The sequence below is a fragment of the Paenibacillus sp. Leaf72 genome (assembly GCF_001422685.1).
Classification (GTDB): Bacteria; Bacillota; Bacilli; order Paenibacillales; family Paenibacillaceae; genus Pristimantibacillus.
On record NZ_LMLV01000014.1, the window covers coordinates 44391 to 61468 of the forward strand.

General features: G+C 47.3%; 16 protein-coding genes. 4 read left to right on the forward strand and 12 right to left on the reverse strand.

The features are described from left to right. Positions 1-145: 145 nt before the first annotated feature. A complete protein-coding gene (locus ASF12_RS17820; protein ID WP_056037378.1) occupies positions 146-1012 on the reverse strand; it encodes a YitT family protein in 867 nt (288 codons plus the stop codon). Between the two features lie 137 nt (positions 1013-1149). Here ASF12_RS17820 and ASF12_RS17825 point away from each other — a divergent pair, with 137 nt between their 5' ends. Together ASF12_RS17825 and ASF12_RS17830 are read left to right on the forward strand one after the other, a co-directional pair. Further along, entirely contained in the window at positions 1150-1755 is a 606-nt protein-coding gene (locus ASF12_RS17825) for a TetR/AcrR family transcriptional regulator (protein ID WP_056037381.1), read from the forward strand. Positions 1756-1829: 74 nt separating this feature from the next. After that, a complete protein-coding gene (locus ASF12_RS17830) occupies positions 1830-3035 on the forward strand; it encodes an MFS transporter (RefSeq protein ID WP_056037386.1) in 1206 nt (401 codons plus the stop codon). Between the two features lie 147 nt (positions 3036-3182). On the opposite strand, the gene ASF12_RS17835 is transcribed toward ASF12_RS17830, so the two are convergent. Continuing rightward, a complete protein-coding gene (locus tag ASF12_RS17835; RefSeq protein ID WP_056037389.1) occupies positions 3183-3749 on the reverse strand; it encodes a PadR family transcriptional regulator in 567 nt (188 codons plus the stop codon). 119 nt (positions 3750-3868) lie between these two features. Between ASF12_RS17835 and ASF12_RS17840 the strand changes: the two genes are divergently transcribed. Next, positions 3869-5317, forward strand: a complete 1449-nt coding sequence (locus ASF12_RS17840; protein WP_235533197.1) for a DHA2 family efflux MFS transporter permease subunit — start codon at positions 3869-3871, stop codon at positions 5315-5317. Between the two features lie 146 nt (positions 5318-5463). Here ASF12_RS17840 and ASF12_RS17845 read toward each other — a convergent pair whose 3' ends face one another. Both ASF12_RS17845 and ASF12_RS17850 read right to left on the reverse strand, forming a co-directional pair. After that, a complete protein-coding gene (locus ASF12_RS17845; protein ID WP_056037393.1) occupies positions 5464-6942 on the reverse strand; it encodes a carboxylesterase/lipase family protein in 1479 nt (492 codons plus the stop codon). 341 nt (positions 6943-7283) lie between these two features. After that, positions 7284-8486, reverse strand: coding sequence for an MFS transporter (locus ASF12_RS17850; RefSeq protein WP_056037395.1), 1203 nt, complete (start codon positions 8484-8486; stop codon positions 7284-7286). Positions 8487-8663: 177 nt separating this feature from the next. Between ASF12_RS17850 and ASF12_RS17855 the strand changes: the two genes are divergently transcribed. Further along, positions 8664-9026, forward strand: coding sequence for a winged helix-turn-helix transcriptional regulator (locus tag ASF12_RS17855; protein ID WP_056037398.1), 363 nt, complete (start codon positions 8664-8666; stop codon positions 9024-9026). A 142-nt stretch (positions 9027-9168) separates the two neighbouring features. Here the strand turns inward: ASF12_RS17855 and ASF12_RS17860 are convergent, their stop codons facing one another. The 8 genes from ASF12_RS17860 to ASF12_RS17905 form a co-directional block, all read right to left on the reverse strand. After that, on the reverse strand, positions 9169-9849 hold the full coding sequence (locus tag ASF12_RS17860; protein WP_056037400.1) for an endonuclease V: 681 nt from the start codon (positions 9847-9849) through the stop codon (positions 9169-9171). 109 nt (positions 9850-9958) lie between these two features. Next, positions 9959-10672: a pentapeptide repeat-containing protein gene (locus ASF12_RS17865; RefSeq protein WP_056037403.1), complete on the reverse strand. Its 714-nt coding sequence runs from the start codon at positions 10670-10672 to the stop codon at positions 9959-9961. Positions 10673-10814: 142 nt separating this feature from the next. Beyond that, positions 10815-11330, reverse strand: a complete 516-nt coding sequence (locus tag ASF12_RS17870) for a hypothetical protein (protein ID WP_056037406.1) — start codon at positions 11328-11330, stop codon at positions 10815-10817. Positions 11331-11578: 248 nt separating this feature from the next. Further along, entirely contained in the window at positions 11579-11782 is a 204-nt protein-coding gene (locus tag ASF12_RS17875) for a hypothetical protein (protein ID WP_056037411.1), read from the reverse strand. Between the two features lie 68 nt (positions 11783-11850). Continuing rightward, positions 11851-12369 (reverse strand): hypothetical protein, encoded by a 519-nt coding sequence (locus tag ASF12_RS17880; protein WP_056037414.1) that lies wholly within the window; start codon positions 12367-12369, stop codon positions 11851-11853. 1 nt (position 12370) lies between these two features. Continuing rightward, positions 12371-14494, reverse strand: a complete 2124-nt coding sequence (locus ASF12_RS35230; RefSeq protein ID WP_200931641.1) for a hypothetical protein — start codon at positions 14492-14494, stop codon at positions 12371-12373. Positions 14495-15753: 1259 nt separating this feature from the next. Then, positions 15754-16437 (reverse strand): DUF4280 domain-containing protein, encoded by a 684-nt coding sequence (locus tag ASF12_RS17900; protein WP_056037427.1) that lies wholly within the window; start codon positions 16435-16437, stop codon positions 15754-15756. A 23-nt stretch (positions 16438-16460) separates the two neighbouring features. Continuing rightward, positions 16461-17078: hypothetical protein (locus tag ASF12_RS17905; protein WP_056037430.1), on the reverse strand; the 618-nt coding region annotated here is incomplete at its 5' end.

Consider the following 17078-nt stretch of genomic DNA (forward strand, 5'->3'; position numbering starts at 1 on the left):
ATTAACATACCCCCATAGGGTATGTAAAGCCATATAAAAGGCTATATGCATAGAATCAAAAACAGCAGCTCCAGACCATAAATGCGTGTCCTGAACTGCTGCTTTTGGTAAAAATAAGATCATATAGGGTCGGGCATGAGTTCGTTTAGTGAATTTCTTTCTTGCTAAAGTTGCCGCCGCTCACATCAGATACATGCTCAATGGCAACGAATGCGCGGGGATCAATGTCATGGACGATGGATTTAAGCTTCGCCACTTCCAGACGGTTGACTACGCAGTAGATCATTTGCGTTTCTTCTCTGGAGTAGCCGCCCCTTGCCTGGATATACGTTGTGCTTCTGCCCAAACGGCTCATAACAGCTTCAGAAATTTCCTCGTATTCGGCAGATATAATGGTAACCGATTTGGATTCGTCGAGACCCTCCACCACAATATCCATCACTTTCGTCGCGATATAATACGTGAACATCGAATACATGGCGGAATCCCATTTGAAGACGAAGCCCGCCAAAATAAAGATGAACACGTTGACGATCATAATAAATTGTCCAACCGGCATGGAAAACTTCTTCGAGGCTAAAATCGCCAAAATTTCCGTGCCATCCAGCGATCCGCCGAAACGGATAACGAGACCGATACCACCGCCAAGAATAATACCGCCGAACAATACAGCAAGCAGCTTATCCTCTGTAAAAGCGTCCACGTGATGCAGCATTTGCGTCGTTACGGACATGACCACGATACCGTATAGAGTAGATATCGCAAACGTTTTACCAATTTGCTTGAAGCCGATGAACAGGAATGGCAGGTTCAAGAGGAAAATAAAAATACCCAGAGGCTTGTCAGTCAGGTGAGAGATCATAATCGAAATACCGGTAATTCCTCCGTCGATGACGCTATTTGGGACGAGGAACAATTCCAGTGCGACGCCCATGAGGACGGCTCCGATTGTAATAAACAGCGTTCTTTTCAAAATTTCAAGCTTTGAAAGTTTCTTATGCGCTTTTGCCATGCTTTGCCTCCGACTATTTTCTTTTAAGACTAGCATAGAAATGGATATTTTTCAAAACAACGGCTGGAAATATTGCAAGATTGTCGTCACTCGCATATAATTAGACCGATCAGTCGGTCTAGTAGGAGGGACAGCAAATGGTCAAGGGACGTTCAGATGGTGAAGAAACCAAACGCCGCATCGCCTCCACGGCAAAGCAGCTGTTTGTCCAGAAAGGCTATGGCGCCGTTTCCATGAACGAGGTATGCGAGAGCAGCAAGGTCAGCAAAGGCAGCCTATATCATCATTTTCCGAGCAAGGAGCAGCTTTTCCTTGCGGTGGCTGAGGAAGATAGTGAGCAATGGCGTTTGGCATGGGATCGTAAACGTGAGAAGCTGACTACTGTTGAGGAGCAGCTTTATGCACTTGCAGAGCATTACGCCCATGACTTTCAAAATCCGCTTATGAAAGCCATGGAGGAATTTTCGCGTAGCCAGGCGTTCACACAGGAGGAAATCTTCAATCGCCTTCTCCAGATCATGAATAACGCATCGCAAGCCTGCCGCGACCTTATTCGCGAGGGGCAAGCCAGCGGCCTATTTGTTGCTAGTGATGAGGAAGAGCTTGTTTTGATTGTCAGCAGCATGATGGAGGGCCTTGGAAAAGTGTATTATACGATTGACCGGGAGCAGGAACCGGATCGTGTCTCTAAGCTGTTTCATCTGGCAGCCAAGCTGCTGTTGAATGGTATACGCGCTAAGTGAAGGATAGCTGGCGCTTTTTTTTTAGCTAATAATTAGACCGGTTGGTCGGTCTACAAACGAAGGGAATGGATACCATGTTATATCAGAACCGTACTTTTCGCATTATTCTTTTTTCTGATGTTATGCAGCAGCTAGCGATTTGGATTCGCAATATGGCACTCCTCTTTTTTGTCATGGAGCAGACGAATGGCAATAAGGTAGCCGTATCCCTGCTGTCCATTTTGGAATATGCGCCGATTCTTATCTTTTCCATCGTTGGCGGCGTGCTTGCCGACCGCTGGAATCCGAAGCGCACGATGATTGCCAGCGACCTGCTCAGCGCCGCATCGATTGGCGTCATTATGCTTATGCTGGCGAATGATTGGTGGGAAGCGCTGTATGTATCCGTATTCGTATCCGCCATCGTCAGCCAATTTTCACAACCTTCATCAGCGAAGGTGTTCAAACGCCATATTCCTGAGGATCAGGTTCCCGCCGCAGTTGGCCTTTCGCAAAGTCTATCGTCATTGTTTCTTATTCTCGGTCCGATTGTTGGAACGGCGATTTATCAGTGGGCAGGAATCACTACATCGCTGCTTGTGCTGCCTGTGTTATTTCTATTGTCAGCCACCGCGCTTACACTGCTGCCTAAGGAAAACAAGTCACAGGAACGTTCAAACGTTTCCCTTAAAAATGATTTAACCTCCGGCTACCGCTTCGTTATGGCTGAGAAAAGCTTACTCCGGTTATTTCTAACCTTCGCCTTCATCGGGCTGGCAGCCGGACTCGTTCAGCCGCTTGAAATATTTATAGTGACTGAAAGGCTTGGCCTTAGCAAGGAAAATGTGCAGTGGTTTGCCACCGCCGACGGCATAGGCCTGCTGCTGGGCTCGCTGCTTGCAGCACTGTTGCCCAAGCTGCTTCAAGCTAAATTTTTGCTGCCGCTTGCACTCGCCTTTCTTGGCATTACCTTTATAGTGGAAGGGTCCTCTATCTGGCCGCTGGTGACTGGAGCATTCCGCTTCGCCAATGGCATGCTGCTCGCCGTTCTTAATACGGCAGTTGCCAGCTTTGTCATTGCGAAAATTCCCGACGGAATGGTCGGCAAGGTCAATGGTCTGATGACCCCCTTGTTCATAGGGGCGACCCTGCTTGGCACAGTTGTATCCGGACTGCTCGCGACTTCAATCGGCTTGGTTCCCGTTTACCTCATAGCGGCAGCCGTATGTTTGATATCTGTTCTTCCCTCGCTCAAGGTGCATTTTCAGAGAAGTGACGCAGCCGCCTCTCGAGAAGCATAAAAGCTGGTACGAAGCAAAGCCCAATCCACTCTACATAGAGGATTGGGCTTTGCTTCAGAGTTAATTACATCATTTTCCTTTTGTAATATAATCTCGACCAGAAAAACACGGCGCTTCCTCCGAGCATAATCGTGAACTCCCAGCCCGTCAGCCTTCCAGCCATTCGCTGGCTTCAAGCTCCTTCATTGCCCATTCGCAAAAAGCTAACGAAGTCCGCGTATCCATCATTCGTTTGCTAATCAGCAAATAACGCCCGAGCAGCCGCGCGTTCTGCTTGCGTGCATCCTGCCCGCTTACGCGCTTCTCCTCCAGACCACGCATAAGTCCATCGTAACGCTTCAGCTCACTCCGACAAAAAGCTTCGCGAGTAACGAGCAGTGCCTTCGCCTTCTCTGGCTCCGAGAGCCATAAGCCATACAGCTTAAAATGCAGCTCGTCCCGCAGCACAGGATTTTCCGCAGGCAGCTCCACCCATCTTCCCAGCTCCGTTAGCCCTTTATCGGTAATGGAATATTCCTTCTTGTCCGGCTTATCCTGCTGCTCGATCCGCTCAAAAGCGATATAGCCGTTTTGCTCCAGCGCAGCAAGCAGCGGGTAAATCTGACTGTGGCCCGCCTGCCACAGCGGCTTTATTTTTTGCGCCAAATCATAGCCTGTTAGTGGACTAGCGCTTAGCAAAGCAAGCAACCCGTAGGATAAAGTGTTTAATCGCATCGTCTAACGGCCTCCCAATATGTCATTATTGACATATAAAATGCATAAGTGTAACATAGATAACACAGAATATTATATGTAAAAGTAGACATATAAGCAATGACAGGAGGACATTTGTTTTGGAGGAGCAGACAACTACGATACGATTTTGGCCGATTATGATTGCGATTTTCTTCGGAACGTTCCTTTCTGTGCTCAGCACAACGACGATTAATATTGCGCTTCCACTGCTAATGGATCATTTCCATTCGGACCTTTCAACGATGCAGTGGATGGTGACGGGCTTCATGCTGGCAACGGGAGTCATTTCACCACTCGTCGGGTACTTGGGAGGGCGATTCAGTTATAAACGATTATATTTATACGCGCTGGTCGGCTTTACGCTGTTTTCGTTTTTGTGCGCAACCGCGTGGGATACGACGTCGCTGATCGTATTTCGAATGCTGCAAGGGGCATGCAGCGGACTTATTATGTCCTGTACGATGACGATTATTTTTCAGGTTGTGCCGAAGGAGCGCCGGGCATTTGCGGTTAGCCTATGGTCGCTGTCGGCGATGGTCGCGCCTGCGATTGGACCGACTTTCAGCGGCTGGCTGCTGCAGCAGGCAAGCTGGCATTGGCTGTTTTTGTTCAATGTGCCGATCGGGCTGATTGCGATTATTTTGACCCAAAAGCTGATTCCTTATTATCGGATGAACATCCCGAAATCGCTCGATATACCGGGCATCATGACCGTTATTCTCGGCAGTCTGGCGCTGCTCGTAGCTTTCAGTGAGGGCAACAGCTGGGGCTGGAGCTCATGGAAAACGCTGCTGCTTATGGCTGCAGGCGTCGCTTTGCTAGGCCTCTTTATTTGGCGGGAGCTGACGGCCAAGGAGCCGCTGCTGAATTTGCGGGTTTTCCGCATTCGCCGCTTTACCGTCATGCTGAGCATTTATGGCATGGTGACGGTGGCGCTGTACACGGGAACGTATTTGACTCCGCTGTTTTTGCAGCAGGTGCAGCTTGAAAGTCCGCTTGCAACAGGGCTGATTTTGCTGCCCTCCTCCGTCATATTGGCGCTTCTAAGCCCAATAGCCGGAAAGCTGTACCCGAAGCTTGGAGCGGTGAAAATGATCAGCATCGGCATTGTATTTATTTTCGCAGGGCTGTTTATGCTGAGCTGGCTGCATATGGATACGGCGTACAGCTTCGTACTGTGGGGAATGATCATTCGCAATATTGGGCTTGGCTTTGCTTCCGTTCCGAGCAGTACCGCCTCCATGGAAGAAATTCCGCCTGAGTGGTCCGGTCATGCCGCTTCCATCAGCAACTGGATTCGCAATGTGCTCAGTTCCTTCGCTATTGCAGTGTTTACGGGACTCATTTCCAGCCGTTCCGCCATCCATAGCAGCGAGCTCATCCAGTCTGGCGCTACCGATACGAATAAGATCCGCTTGATGTCGTTCACAATGAGCATTAATGATGTGTTTGTGGTCGGTGCCATTACAGTGCTGGCCGGCTTCCCTCTCTTGCTGCTGCTTAAACAGCGGAAAGGGCGGGCGGCGGTTTTGCAGCCAAGCAGGTAATGGATGATGGATTGATGGGATTATGAACACCAAAGCACCAAACACCATTACAACAAAGCCACACTACAACAAAGCACCAATGAAATAGGCAATTGCGCCTGCTTCATTGGTGCTTTTCGATTTGAAGCTTACTTTAAGCTGATGCTTTACAGCTCCAGCAGCTCGCGCTTTTGAGCTTCAGGGTCAGCAATCACTTGAATGCTATGGTTGAAAATGAGCGTCGAACGCTCCGGCTTGCTGTATGCAGGCCAAGTGACATTTTCAACATTAGGCTTGCCCTGTTTGGCGAAAGCAAGCCACGCATCCTGCATGCGCCAAGCTAACTGCCTCATGGACTCATCAGGTGTAACGCCCATGCCCTGCATATGCTCCAGCGTATTGAACACAAAGAAGATTTCAATGGCGTGAATCGCTTTATTCAGCAGCGGGTGCTCCGGCAGCACCCAGTCAAAACGATACATCCATACAGGCGCATGCTCGCTTTGTGCGGTGGCGAACTGCAGGGACGAACGCCAGAAAAAGGCTTCGGTCATCATTTGCGCTTGTCCGTCTGACGTTTGCGGATAAGCAGCCGCGGCTGCGCCTGCGTTTTTGATATCCGGCGCCATAAAAGCCAACGCTTTGGACATATCAAGATTATCATCAAAAGGCATATCGGGCCGGATGAAAAAATGCCCCTCATTCAAATTCGTCCCGATTAGCAGAGGAATGCCCTCCGCCGCCCCTTCCTGAATGGCCTCAAGCGGCGTCTGCGGAAGCGTCGCCTCGTCGGGCACCGGTTGAAACAGCAGCGCAAATCGGTCTCCCGCCTGCTCCTTCAGCTTTTCTCCTGCTGCAAAAATTTGCTCCGCCGGCACGCTCCTCAGCTTATCCAGCTCAGATGGACTAATGCCGAGAGCTTGAAGCAGGCCTGCCCGGATGGCATCCGCTTGCTGAGGCGCAATGGACTGCGAGGCTCCGCTTTGCATAATGGCACGGCTGTACAAGCCTTTCGCTTTCGGCATGGCCAGCAGCGCAGCAATGCTCATACTGCCTGCGGATTCGCCAAAAATGGTGACGGCAGCGGGATCGCCGCCGAACGCCGCGATATTATTTTTCACCCATTCCAGTGCTGCTATTTGATCTAGAAGTCCTGCATTCGATACGAAGGAGCCGCCAAGCGGCGCGAGATGCAGAAACCCGAACGGTCCTAGACGATAATTGATCGTTACGACGATCACATTTCCTCGCTTCACCAGCTCTGATCCATCATAGAGTGGCAAGCTTCCTGCTCCAGTCAAGAAAGAGCCGCCATGAATCCATACCATAACTGGAAGCGGCGCGGCTGCATTTTCAGTTATGGCTGCTTCCGGTGCCCATACGTTTAAATAAAGGCAATCTTCAGATTCAAGGGACGTACCTGCGGCAAACTCCGCTGACGCCCCATTGTGTCTTGGCTGTATATTTTCAGGGCCAAAATGGAAAGCTTCTCTGACGCCTTCCCACTGCTCAGGCGGAACAGGCGCTGCAAATCGCAGCTCATCTACTGGCGGCTTGGCATAGGGAATTCCCTTCCAAACGGAAACTCCGTTTAACTGCTGCCCTTTAACCGTGCCATCCTTCGTATTTACCTCGATCGTTGACATGCTTCACTCTCCCTCATTGCCCATAATGGAACGCAAAAAATGTTGAAAACAAACGAAATGACCGATTTGTTTTTTCGGTCAGTCCCTTATTATTTATGATAGCAAATGGGCGTCCGCTTATCAATTTTATGCCTTTTTCACTTCTAACTTCCCGATCCTAAGGGGATTCTAATTCCATCCATAATCCATTTAATGATGAGCTGTTTTTGCTAAAGGAAATATACTTGGATTGAGACGAATAAGGATTTATTTTAAAAAATGCAAAAAGCCGCCCCCGCCATTTTACTGACGGATGGACAGCCCTGTTAATATTGCAGATTGTTGGTTTACTCCCGCTAAAATCACGCCGCTTTCTGACTTCCCTTCTGGTCCTTGCGCTCCAGCGCCATGCTCCACCCACTCAGCAGCACCGCTCCGAGCACCATCAACGCGCCGATCCAGGTCGTATGAATAAGCCCGATGGAAGCAGCAATGATGCCGCCAAGATAAGCGCCGATGGCAATGCCTGCATTAAAGGCAGCAATATTGATCGCCGAGGCCACATCAACTGCACGCGGCACGAACCGTTCGGCCAGCATTACAACGTACACCTGCAAACCCGGCACGTTCATAAAATGCAGCAGTCCCATCGCAATAATCGTCACTAGACCGATAATTTTGAAAGGCGCCGTAAATGTCAGGATAACAAGCACAACGGCCTGCACCATAAACATATAAAACAAAGCAACAATCGGGTTGCGGTTGGCAAGCTTTCCGCCAATCATATTACCGAGCGCAATCGCAATACCGTATACGAGCAAAATAACCGTGACCGTTCCCGATTTAAATCCGGTTATTTGCTGCAATAGCGGGGATAAATAAGTGAATACGACAAATGTGCCACCGTAGCCCAAGGCGGTGATGGCGAACAGCAGCAATAGCCGGCCATTTTTGACCAATTGCAATTGATCTTTAAAGGAAGAACGCGCTCCTTTGCGCAAATCGCCTGGAATGAGCAGCATATTCGCAATAAACGCAAGAACGCCGACAATCACAATAGCGACAAAAGCCGTACGCCAGCCCCACAGCTGGCCGATAAATGTACCGAGCGGCACACCGGTTACCGTCGCAACGGTCAATCCGCTGAACATAATCGAAATCGCGCTGGCACGGCGGTTCGCCGGAACAAGATCAGCCGCAATCGTCGAGCCAATCGACATAAATAGGCCATGCGAAAAAGCCGATACGATGCGCGCGATCAGCAGCACCTCAATGCTCGATGACGCGGCCGCTAAGCTGTTGCCGATAATGAAGATGAGCATAATCCACATGAGCAGCGTTTTGCGTGACAAGCTGGACGTTAAGGATGTAAGGATGGGAGCCCCAATCGTTACACCCAGTGCATAAAGCGAAACAGTAAGCCCCGCTGCCCGAAGCGATACCTGCAAGTCCTCTGAAATCAGCGGCAGCAGCCCAACGCTTATAAATTCCGTGGTACCAATGGCAAATGCGCTAACGGCGAGAGCCAGCAGTGCCAATGTGCTTCTTTTTTGATTAATAGTCATGCTATATTGCCTCCTATCCTGTCGTGTATCTATTGGGTACGGTTCACTTCGCGAGTAGCCGCAATGGATCGATAAATGCTATGATAGGTCATATCTATCCAAATGAATAGTACGTACTTTTCAGTACTGTAGGCACTAAAAAGTACCTATAAATACCGATCAGCAAGGAGGAGCAGCATGACGAAGAAGAAATACAATATTTCCGTAGAAGCGACGCTTGAGGTTATCGGAGGGAAATGGAAATGCGTCATTCTGTGCCATCTCACCCACGGCAAGAAGCGGACTAGCGAGCTGAAACGGCTCATGCCAGGCATTACGCAAAAAATGCTCACTCAGCAGCTCCGCGAGCTGGAGGACGATGGAATCGTGAACCGGATTACGTATAATCAGGTTCCGCCTAAGGTCGAATACGAGCTGACCGAATACGGACTCAGCCTTGATAGCATTCTCAGCGCCCTCTGCAACTGGGGAGAAGAGCATATTATCCGGATTTATGGCGATAAGTATTCGATGCTGGAGGAAAGTGTTTTGAATAAATAAGCACAGTCTGCTGCATATTAGCGCGACGATGTAGTTGTAGAGATAGTATTGGAGTTTAAGTGTCACGGGGCTTTTCTAAAGCTATTCTAAAAAAAGGCTTATTCCTCCTTGAAGTCCAAGTGGAACGAGCCTTTTCCATATGCTATCTAAAATGCTCTCTCCTTTTTTTAGTTTCTAAATCGGCTAGTCTTACGGGTATAGGCAGTCTGCTTTCTTTATTAATTAACGCTAGCGTGATGGCGGTCGCGGTATCTATATCAATCCAATTGCCGCATGAAATAAAAATAGGCTTCACATCTTTATGCGTTCTTAGCGCTCGTCCATATACGATGTTGTTTATTACAATATTGGTGAACGCCCCTGCTTCATTCGCCGGCATATCAAAATCAACCGAATCGATTTTCAAATAAGTTTTCGCCATACCTATCGTCGGTTTATTCAGATGGAAGGACGCATGTGTGGCGATTCCCATATTTCTAGGATGCAAATATCCATTACCATCAAACATGATCATATTCGGATCGCTATTCAGCAGCTTAAATGTTTCGATAATTAAAGGCAATTCTCTGAAAGATAAATAGCCCGGTATATAAGGCACCTTAACTTCAGCTTTTAAAGACTGTATTTCCACAACCTCTTTGGTCAGAAAATCTACGACACATATGCAGCACACTGCAATTGTCTTTCCAGCTTCCTCCCAGTACGCTAGATCCACTCCGGCAATGAGCTTAATATCTTCTATTTTAAAATGATTTTGCAGCTTAATTTGTTGAACTAAATCCTGTTGAATGGCAGCATAACTTGCGGTTATTTTATTTTCCATTTTGTTTGAACCTTTCGTTATATGTATTCATGACTAAAACTGCGGCTTTATCAGGGGATACAGCCTGAGGTGGCATCATCGCCAGTAGTCCGCAGCATGATCATACCTTTTATAGCTGTTTTAAAATTTGTTCTCTAACACCTTTATCGAACTTAGCTCCTTCTATGTTAGCCCCTTTCCATATTACATCGTTAAGTTTAGCATTTGTAAAGTCAGCTGCTTGAAAATGACCATTCCATAGTGTAGCTCCAGTTAAATCAGCTCCTGAGAAATTCGCATTCCTAGCTTGTACTTCGGACAAATTAGCCTTAATGAAATCAGATCCTTCAAAGTTTCCATCTATGAGAATAGCACCAACAAAGACGGCTTCATCAAAATAGGCCTCGATTGCAATAATTCCCGTTAGATTCGCCTGGCGAAATGTAGCTTCATTGAAAGTTGTTCCAGATAAATGGCCATGGTAAAAATCCACCTCGTCAAAACAAGTCTCTATACACGTACTTATTTTTATGTGCGCATACTTCATCTGAGCTTTACGCAGGTTCGCCTCGCTTAATACACAATCAGCGATATCGGCTTCCTCCAAATTACAGCTTTCCAGATTAGCCTTGTCAAATTCACAATCACGCAAAGAGACACTTAATAGCTCAGAGCCTCGCAGGTTCGTACCATGAGCCATAATTCGATCTGCCCTTAGCTCTGATAAGTCTGAAAAAGAGAGGTCCAGCCCGCCTATCTCTAAGTAATCCAGTATACCTTCTTCTAATCGAACTCTATTAATCTTCTCCATAACTTTTGCTAAATCATTCGACTGCTCTCCCATTTCAACACCTGCCTTCTTAAAATTAGCTTTTTAAATACTGTTGCTATAGATACTCCGTACAATTTTGACTTTCACAGAAAAAAGAACAGCTTGCAGGATTTGATGTCCCTGTTACTTATCAAATAAAGAGTGGTTACTTTCTTCACTCACTATCTTTAAGAAAATTTTCTTCTTCATAAGGATAATTCAATAGTGCTAGATTTTCTTTTGTCATAAACCAGGTCCGATAATCTAAATTACTATTAATAAGCAAACGCCCTTTCATTCTTTTCAATAGAGGATACGTGGTGTGATCCTCAACAACCAAATCCAGATTGTTTAACCGCAATAGTTTTTCAATCACTTCGAGTAGTTTTAACCATCCGATATCAAAAGTTCGCGATATAAATTGAATACTAATAAACACATTTGTATCTACACCATACGCTTCGAAGTTCGCCTTCCGATAACGTTCTATATAGTCATCCTCATCCTCTAAATTAATGCTCATTGAAAAATATATGCAACCGATTCTTACGCGTTGAGTATCGGACCAATCCCATACTTCTGCTTCATAATCAATTAATTCTACAAATAATACTTCGCATATCATATTGTAGAGCAATTTCCTCAATTCTTCTTTAGGCACATTAGAACCAATGCATAACGAAAAATCCATTTTACTCATACCTCCAGTATGCTCTAGTTACTTTATAGCCTTCAATGGTTTATAGTTTATTTAAATTAACACTATTCTTCTGGCTTGTTCTGTAGTTTTCTTATTGAGTATATCAAGAATGTTCCGTAGACTCTTGGAAAATACACCTTAATCCACGCGCCCTCATCGGGCAGCACGTGAAACATATTGTTGCCTTTCCCCGAATACGGGAACCACCAGTTTCCCTTGTATATAGTAAAGAAGACATCTTAAAAAAACACTTTTTTTAACTCAACTTCTAAGTGGAATGTGCCTTTAATGTGCAATTGTTGGCTCTCCAATATTACCTTTTCAGCCTCGCTCATCGCCTTTAAAATTTTCTCTCGACACACAGATGATATCCGTGCAATTTTAACTTTTACAGAAAAAAAGAACAGCTTGCAGCCTGTGCTGCAAAACTGTTCTTCTCCCACTCATTTTTGCCTCTCATCCACAGGATTGAATGTTCCTGTTATTCAGCAAATAAAGAGTGGCTGCTTTTTTACTCTCTATCTTTAAAAAAATCCTCTTCTAGATAGGGGTAGTTCAGTAGTTCTAAATCTTCCTTAGCCAAATAACTCGTTTGATATTCATCTAAATGGGTATTGATCAGTAAACTCCCTTTAACCCTTTTTATTAATGGATAGGAGGTATCATCTTCAACAAGCATATCCTTATCGTTCAACTGCAGTATTTTCCCAATAACTTCAAGCATCTTTAACCACCCAATATCAAAAGTACGCGATATAAATTGAATACTAATAGGAACATTTGTATCCACCCCATGATCTTCGAGATTCATCTCTCGAAAGCGTTTAATATAGTCTTCTTCTTCATCTAAATCTATACTTAGTGAAAAATAAGTGCAACCAATACTCACTTGCTGTGCACCAGATCGATCCCTTACTTCCACTTCATAATTAATTAATTCTACAAAAAACACTTCGCATATCATATCGTAAAGTATCTTTCGCAAGGCTTCTCTAGGCAAATCAGAACCAATAGATATTCTAAAATCCATTTTAATCAAACCTCCAATACCCTCTTGTTACTTGACGACCTTCAATAATTAATAGTTCGTCTAGATGTTTTAAATCCTTGTGTGTCTGACTTATTAAATAATCAATAAGTTCTCGCCTTTTTTCAACAGGATAATCATTTAAATTTAATACGATTCTTCTAGCTTGTTTTGTAGTTTTGCTCCTGAGTGTAGTAAGAATATTCTGTAAACTAGTACCTTTATCTGGAGCATAACAATCAAATACTTGTCCTTCAATTATAAAGTCTGGACTTTTAGAGGGATCAATGCCATAGCCATTTCCATCAAATGCATTTCCATTGGGGACTTCGTCAAGCATTGTTGTACGATATCCTTGTTCTGCAAGAACATCAGCAGCTTCATTTTGTCTTTTTAATCCTCGAGCATCTTTACCTGTATCTTTAGCATAATTTCCTTCTGGTTTGCCACCCTTAGGTAATGAAGGCTTTGTAATTATAGCATTGGGTCTAATTTTAGGTGTATAAGGAATATATTTTTCACCATATAGTTTGTACTCTGAACTAGTTTTCCAGTCTACATTTTTATCACCATATTTTGAACGGAAATACTCATCCCACTCTGGTCCTGTTCTAGGTATCTTTGAAGAATTACCTGTCCCCCCTACTTCCCCACCCGTTGCATTCGGAGGCTCTGATCTACCCTTACCTGCCCCTTGATAAATCGTCGCATCGTCAAACTCATCAATCGGCTTATTTACACCAGGGCCGCCTTTTGTAGACTCTTTCGTTGTTGTCTTCGTTTTCGGCGGCTCAGGCGCTTCCTTCGGTTTAGGTTTGACATTTTCCAGCTTGAACTTCGTCCAAGTATCATCCAATGCCGATATATTCCGTCCATTCGCCAGCTTATTCGCTGCGGCGTACAAGCCATGCTTCAGCAAAATACCCAAATTCACAACGGTCAGTGCAATACCTAGCTTGTCCAGCATGGACTGGTCGATGCCCAATATGGAAGGGTTTGTGCTATCATCACCATTCTTCAGATCAATCAACTTCTCTGCGTTGACCCAAATCATGGCTGCGCCTAATGCAACATCAGCTGCTGCTAAAAGATACAACGATCCTCCGCCTGTCGGGATCGCTGCAATAATCGCTATAACCCCAAAAATGATATTAAATTCTGCTATCAGCATTTGCGGACCTAAGATTAATTCCTCATACGTATATCGAGATAAGTATACCGTTTTTGCTGTCTGCTTGCTCAGATAATCCGGCTTTTGCGGGATCAAATTTTCCAACGCCCAAGCATCTGCCATTGGGGCAACTAACTCCATAAAATGCTGGAAACCCGGCGCATTTAGCGTCTGACTTATCGCGCTCGACAGACCGCTTTCCTGTGACCCACTAGACGAAAGCACCGGCTGCGCAGGCAGCATCGCCTGAATTTCCACCAATGACTTCCCTTCCTTTCGACCACGCTCGCTGATCGCCGCTACCTCTTGATTCCAATTATGCACCGCCGTTCGATCCCGATCCTGCTGTTCATACGCCTGCTGTCTACTCGCAAGCTCTCCCTCTGTATCTTTGCTTGGTTCACTCGACTTAGGACCGTACCTCTTCTGATAAAACTCTTGCTGCTTTTCCGTCGATTGAGTCTTGATCCAGTCCTTCGCTTTAGCTCCTAAGTTTGGATCATTTTTCATTTGTTCCTTGGTGGCAGGATGAACCTTCTGGTACAAATATTCCTCCGATATCGGAGCACCGTTATACTTCTGCTTCTCTTGCTCCATATTCGTAGCGAGTTGCTCAGACAGCTGCTCGTCCAGATACATCTGTTCAATCTCTTCATCCGTCAGCAGTTCGGTAAACGGTACCTCCACCTTCTGAAAATCCAGCTTGCCGCTCTTGATGCCAACCCGGTTATCGCTGATTAGCACATAATGGTCCGCATTCGTTTGCAAAGCGACCTGACTGGTCGCCCGCATCCGAATCGATTCGAGGATTCCCTTCTCACTCCCGCTGCCCAGTTCCACCTTATTGCCCGCGACCAGCAGCACATCTTCACTTGCATTCACCGTGATGTTCCCGCCATCCAAATGCAGGCTGACCGTTCCTTTTTCAAAAAGAACCCCATCGTCCCCCAGCTGCATCTTGGCCGCTCCCGGTCATCGGGCAGCACGTGAAACATATTGTTGCCTTCCCCCGAATACGGGAACCACCAGTTTCCCTGCTCATCATGTGCGTTGTCGATGTCCAAATGCACCTTGACCATATTGTTCGCCCGCTTCACGACGCGGCCCTCCAGAGATACACCCTGAATCCCTTCATTTTGCCGGGATTTCCGCCTCAGCGTCTGACGCCGGACCAGCACATATTCATAGGTCAGCAGCCCCGAGGCATAGCTGATGACCGACTCCGCTACGACCCACATTTGCTTCTTGAATACAACATCGTCCCCAACCTGGCAAAATTGCTCGCTGGTTATCCGGTAGCTGACGAAGTCCGCTTCGTGAATGAGATCCGCATCACTGCCTTCCGCATGTGCTTTCAGCTCTTCATAGGCGGCGCGGTTTTTCAGAACCGTATAACGCTTTGCCTTCAGCTCCTTCCCCCATGACAGGTCCGGTACGCCAAAATACACGCGCGGGGTATCCATCACCACATCCGGCAAAATGACCGTACCCACCCGAGACNGCCTTCAGCTCCTTCCCCCATGACAGGTCCGGTACGCCAAAATACACGCGCGGGGTATCCATCACCACATCCGGCAAAATGACCGTACCCACCCGAGACGCCAACCGCTTCAAAAACTGCCAATCCGTTTCCTCGAACTGGACCATCAAGGAGCCGATCGTCGCTTGATCGCTCGTCGCCATATTTTGCGCGTCCCCGCGGGGATAGTTCTTAACCAGTTGCAGAATCGCATCCGTGTATGTCAGATACTTATTCTGATACGACCGATTTTTCGGCTCCAAATCCATNCGCGTCCCCGCGGGGATAGTTCTTAACCAGTTGCAGAATCGCATCCGTGTATGTCAGATACTTATTCTGATACGACCGATTTTTCGGCTCCAAATCCATCGCATACGTGCGCGACAGCGCCTCGACCTTGACATGCGGAATGCCATCCTCCATTTCAATGTCTACATGCGTAATTCCCCCGGCAAACCAGCTTTCCGCCTTGGGCTCAGCGGGTCTCCGCATGAATAGGCTGTCCTCGAAGCTGCTTCTGCCTATACAGGCTTCAGCTTCCTCTTCCGTCATTTCCGCTGTAAAGGTACATTTCGCATGTGCATTGAACTTCCGCTCGATGCGAAAGCTGCGCACGGCCTTAAGCTTATAAGGCCATACCAGCTGGTAGCCGTCTCCTTCATAGTTCACTTCCATGCTGTCACCTCCCTTCTTCTCCTTATCTCACGGAAAACTCCGGAGGTGCCGGATCCATCCCATTGGTCAGCAAACGAATTTGTCCTCCATACTGGCAAAACAAACAAGATTTGCTCGTTAACGCAGCTGCCCCTTGAATCGATACACTTGGACTGCCATTCGTCCATTGCGGCCCTTTCAGCTTCTCCAGCATCGCACTAAGCGATGGCAATCCGCTTGGCAATCCCATCGGCGGCGCAGATTTAAATGGTGCTCCCGATGGAGCCGGAGCTTCCATCAGCTTCGGCGCACAGGGGTAAATTGGTTGGCCAGAGGTCGGCGCATCCGGCTCTGGATCTATCATATAGGAGCCATCTGCATAAGTTCCCACCGTTTTCGCTTCCGCCAACTTCTTCGGATTCTGTCCGCTTCGGCAATAGCCAAAGGAATAAAAGTTCCCATCGATTTCGGGTCCCATTTGTTCAAACGGGATACTCTCGATCATACCTGGCGTGGAGCCAGATACTTTGCAATCCTCCACCGTCAGCATCGGGCTGCCGTTAATGTAGATGCCATTCGGCTCCGGCTTATTCAGCACCTCCTCATGCGACCCGTAGGAGCAATACATATACGCCCCTGCCGTCACATACGTATCCTCGCTTCGCCATGGAGACTCCAGCAAGCCCTTAAGTGTCGCTTTTTTCAAGATGGTTTTCCTATGATCCATTTCAACCGATTCCCCCTACCAACTCAATTCGTCTCACACTCAGCCCATACAAGCTTTTCCGCAGCAGCCCCTCCGCTATATCTACACGCACCACCAGCACACGGCTGCACCAACTCAATTCGTCTCACACTCAGCCCATACAAGCTTTTCCGCAGCAGCCCCTCCGCTATATCTACACGCACCACCAGCACACGGCTGCGGTAGTATGGAATCTGGAAAATCGCAGCATCTTGCAGCGCCCATGGATCTACCCACATTTTGCTCACTCGCCCGTTTTCCGTCACGGTCCGCTCTGGCGCTAAGCAAGGAACCTCCTGCACATCCATCCAGTCATAAAAAAACTGTCCCTGCCGCTCCAAATCCATGACGATGACGCTCTTATTGCCAATATTAGGAACCATTCGGCTGACGACCGCCCGCAGCTCAGCGCCTACGAGCAGCAGCGGATTTTCAATCATACAACCGGGATTTAGCCGGCTTCCCTTCTTGACGTACACCATCTCCTGCTGCTCCGCATAGCGGTACCCTCTCAGCATCCGCTGGGGAAAAGCCAGGTTCGCCCCGTTCGCCGGCAAGCGCCGATCATGCTCCAGCACGAAATATTCCATCCCTGCCTCCAGCTCATGCGAGTGCCATTCCCC

Bases quoted from the DNA above. Each gene is read 5' to 3' on its own strand.
- ASF12_RS17820 (WP_056037378.1), bottom strand. From the start codon at position 1,012: ATGGCAAAAGCGCATAAGAAACTTTCAAAGCTTGAAATTTTGAAAAGA.
- ASF12_RS17825 (WP_056037381.1), top strand. From the start codon at position 1,150: ATGGTCAAGGGACGTTCAGATGGTGAAGAAACCAAACGCCGCATCGCC.
- ASF12_RS17830 (WP_056037386.1), top strand. From the start codon at position 1,830: ATGTTATATCAGAACCGTACTTTTCGCATTATTCTTTTTTCTGATGTT.
- ASF12_RS17835 (WP_056037389.1), bottom strand. From the start codon at position 3,749: ATGCGATTAAACACTTTATCCTACGGGTTGCTTGCTTTGCTAAGCGCT.
- ASF12_RS17845 (WP_056037393.1), bottom strand. From the start codon at position 6,942: ATGTCAACGATCGAGGTAAATACGAAGGATGGCACGGTTAAAGGGCAG.
- ASF12_RS17850 (WP_056037395.1), bottom strand. From the start codon at position 8,486: ATGACTATTAATCAAAAAAGAAGCACATTGGCACTGCTGGCTCTCGCC.
- ASF12_RS17855 (WP_056037398.1), top strand. From the start codon at position 8,664: ATGACGAAGAAGAAATACAATATTTCCGTAGAAGCGACGCTTGAGGTT.
- ASF12_RS17860 (WP_056037400.1), bottom strand. From the start codon at position 9,849: ATGGAAAATAAAATAACCGCAAGTTATGCTGCCATTCAACAGGATTTA.
- ASF12_RS17865 (WP_056037403.1), bottom strand. From the start codon at position 10,672: ATGGGAGAGCAGTCGAATGATTTAGCAAAAGTTATGGAGAAGATTAAT.
- ASF12_RS17870 (WP_056037406.1), bottom strand. From the start codon at position 11,330: ATGGATTTTTCGTTATGCATTGGTTCTAATGTGCCTAAAGAAGAATTG.
- ASF12_RS17880 (WP_056037414.1), bottom strand. From the start codon at position 12,369: ATGGATTTTAGAATATCTATTGGTTCTGATTTGCCTAGAGAAGCCTTG.
- ASF12_RS35230 (WP_200931641.1), bottom strand. From the start codon at position 14,494: ATGCAGCTGGGGGACGATGGGGTTCTTTTTGAAAAAGGAACGGTCAGC.
- ASF12_RS17900 (WP_056037427.1), bottom strand. From the start codon at position 16,437: ATGGATCATAGGAAAACCATCTTGAAAAAAGCGACACTTAAGGGCTTG.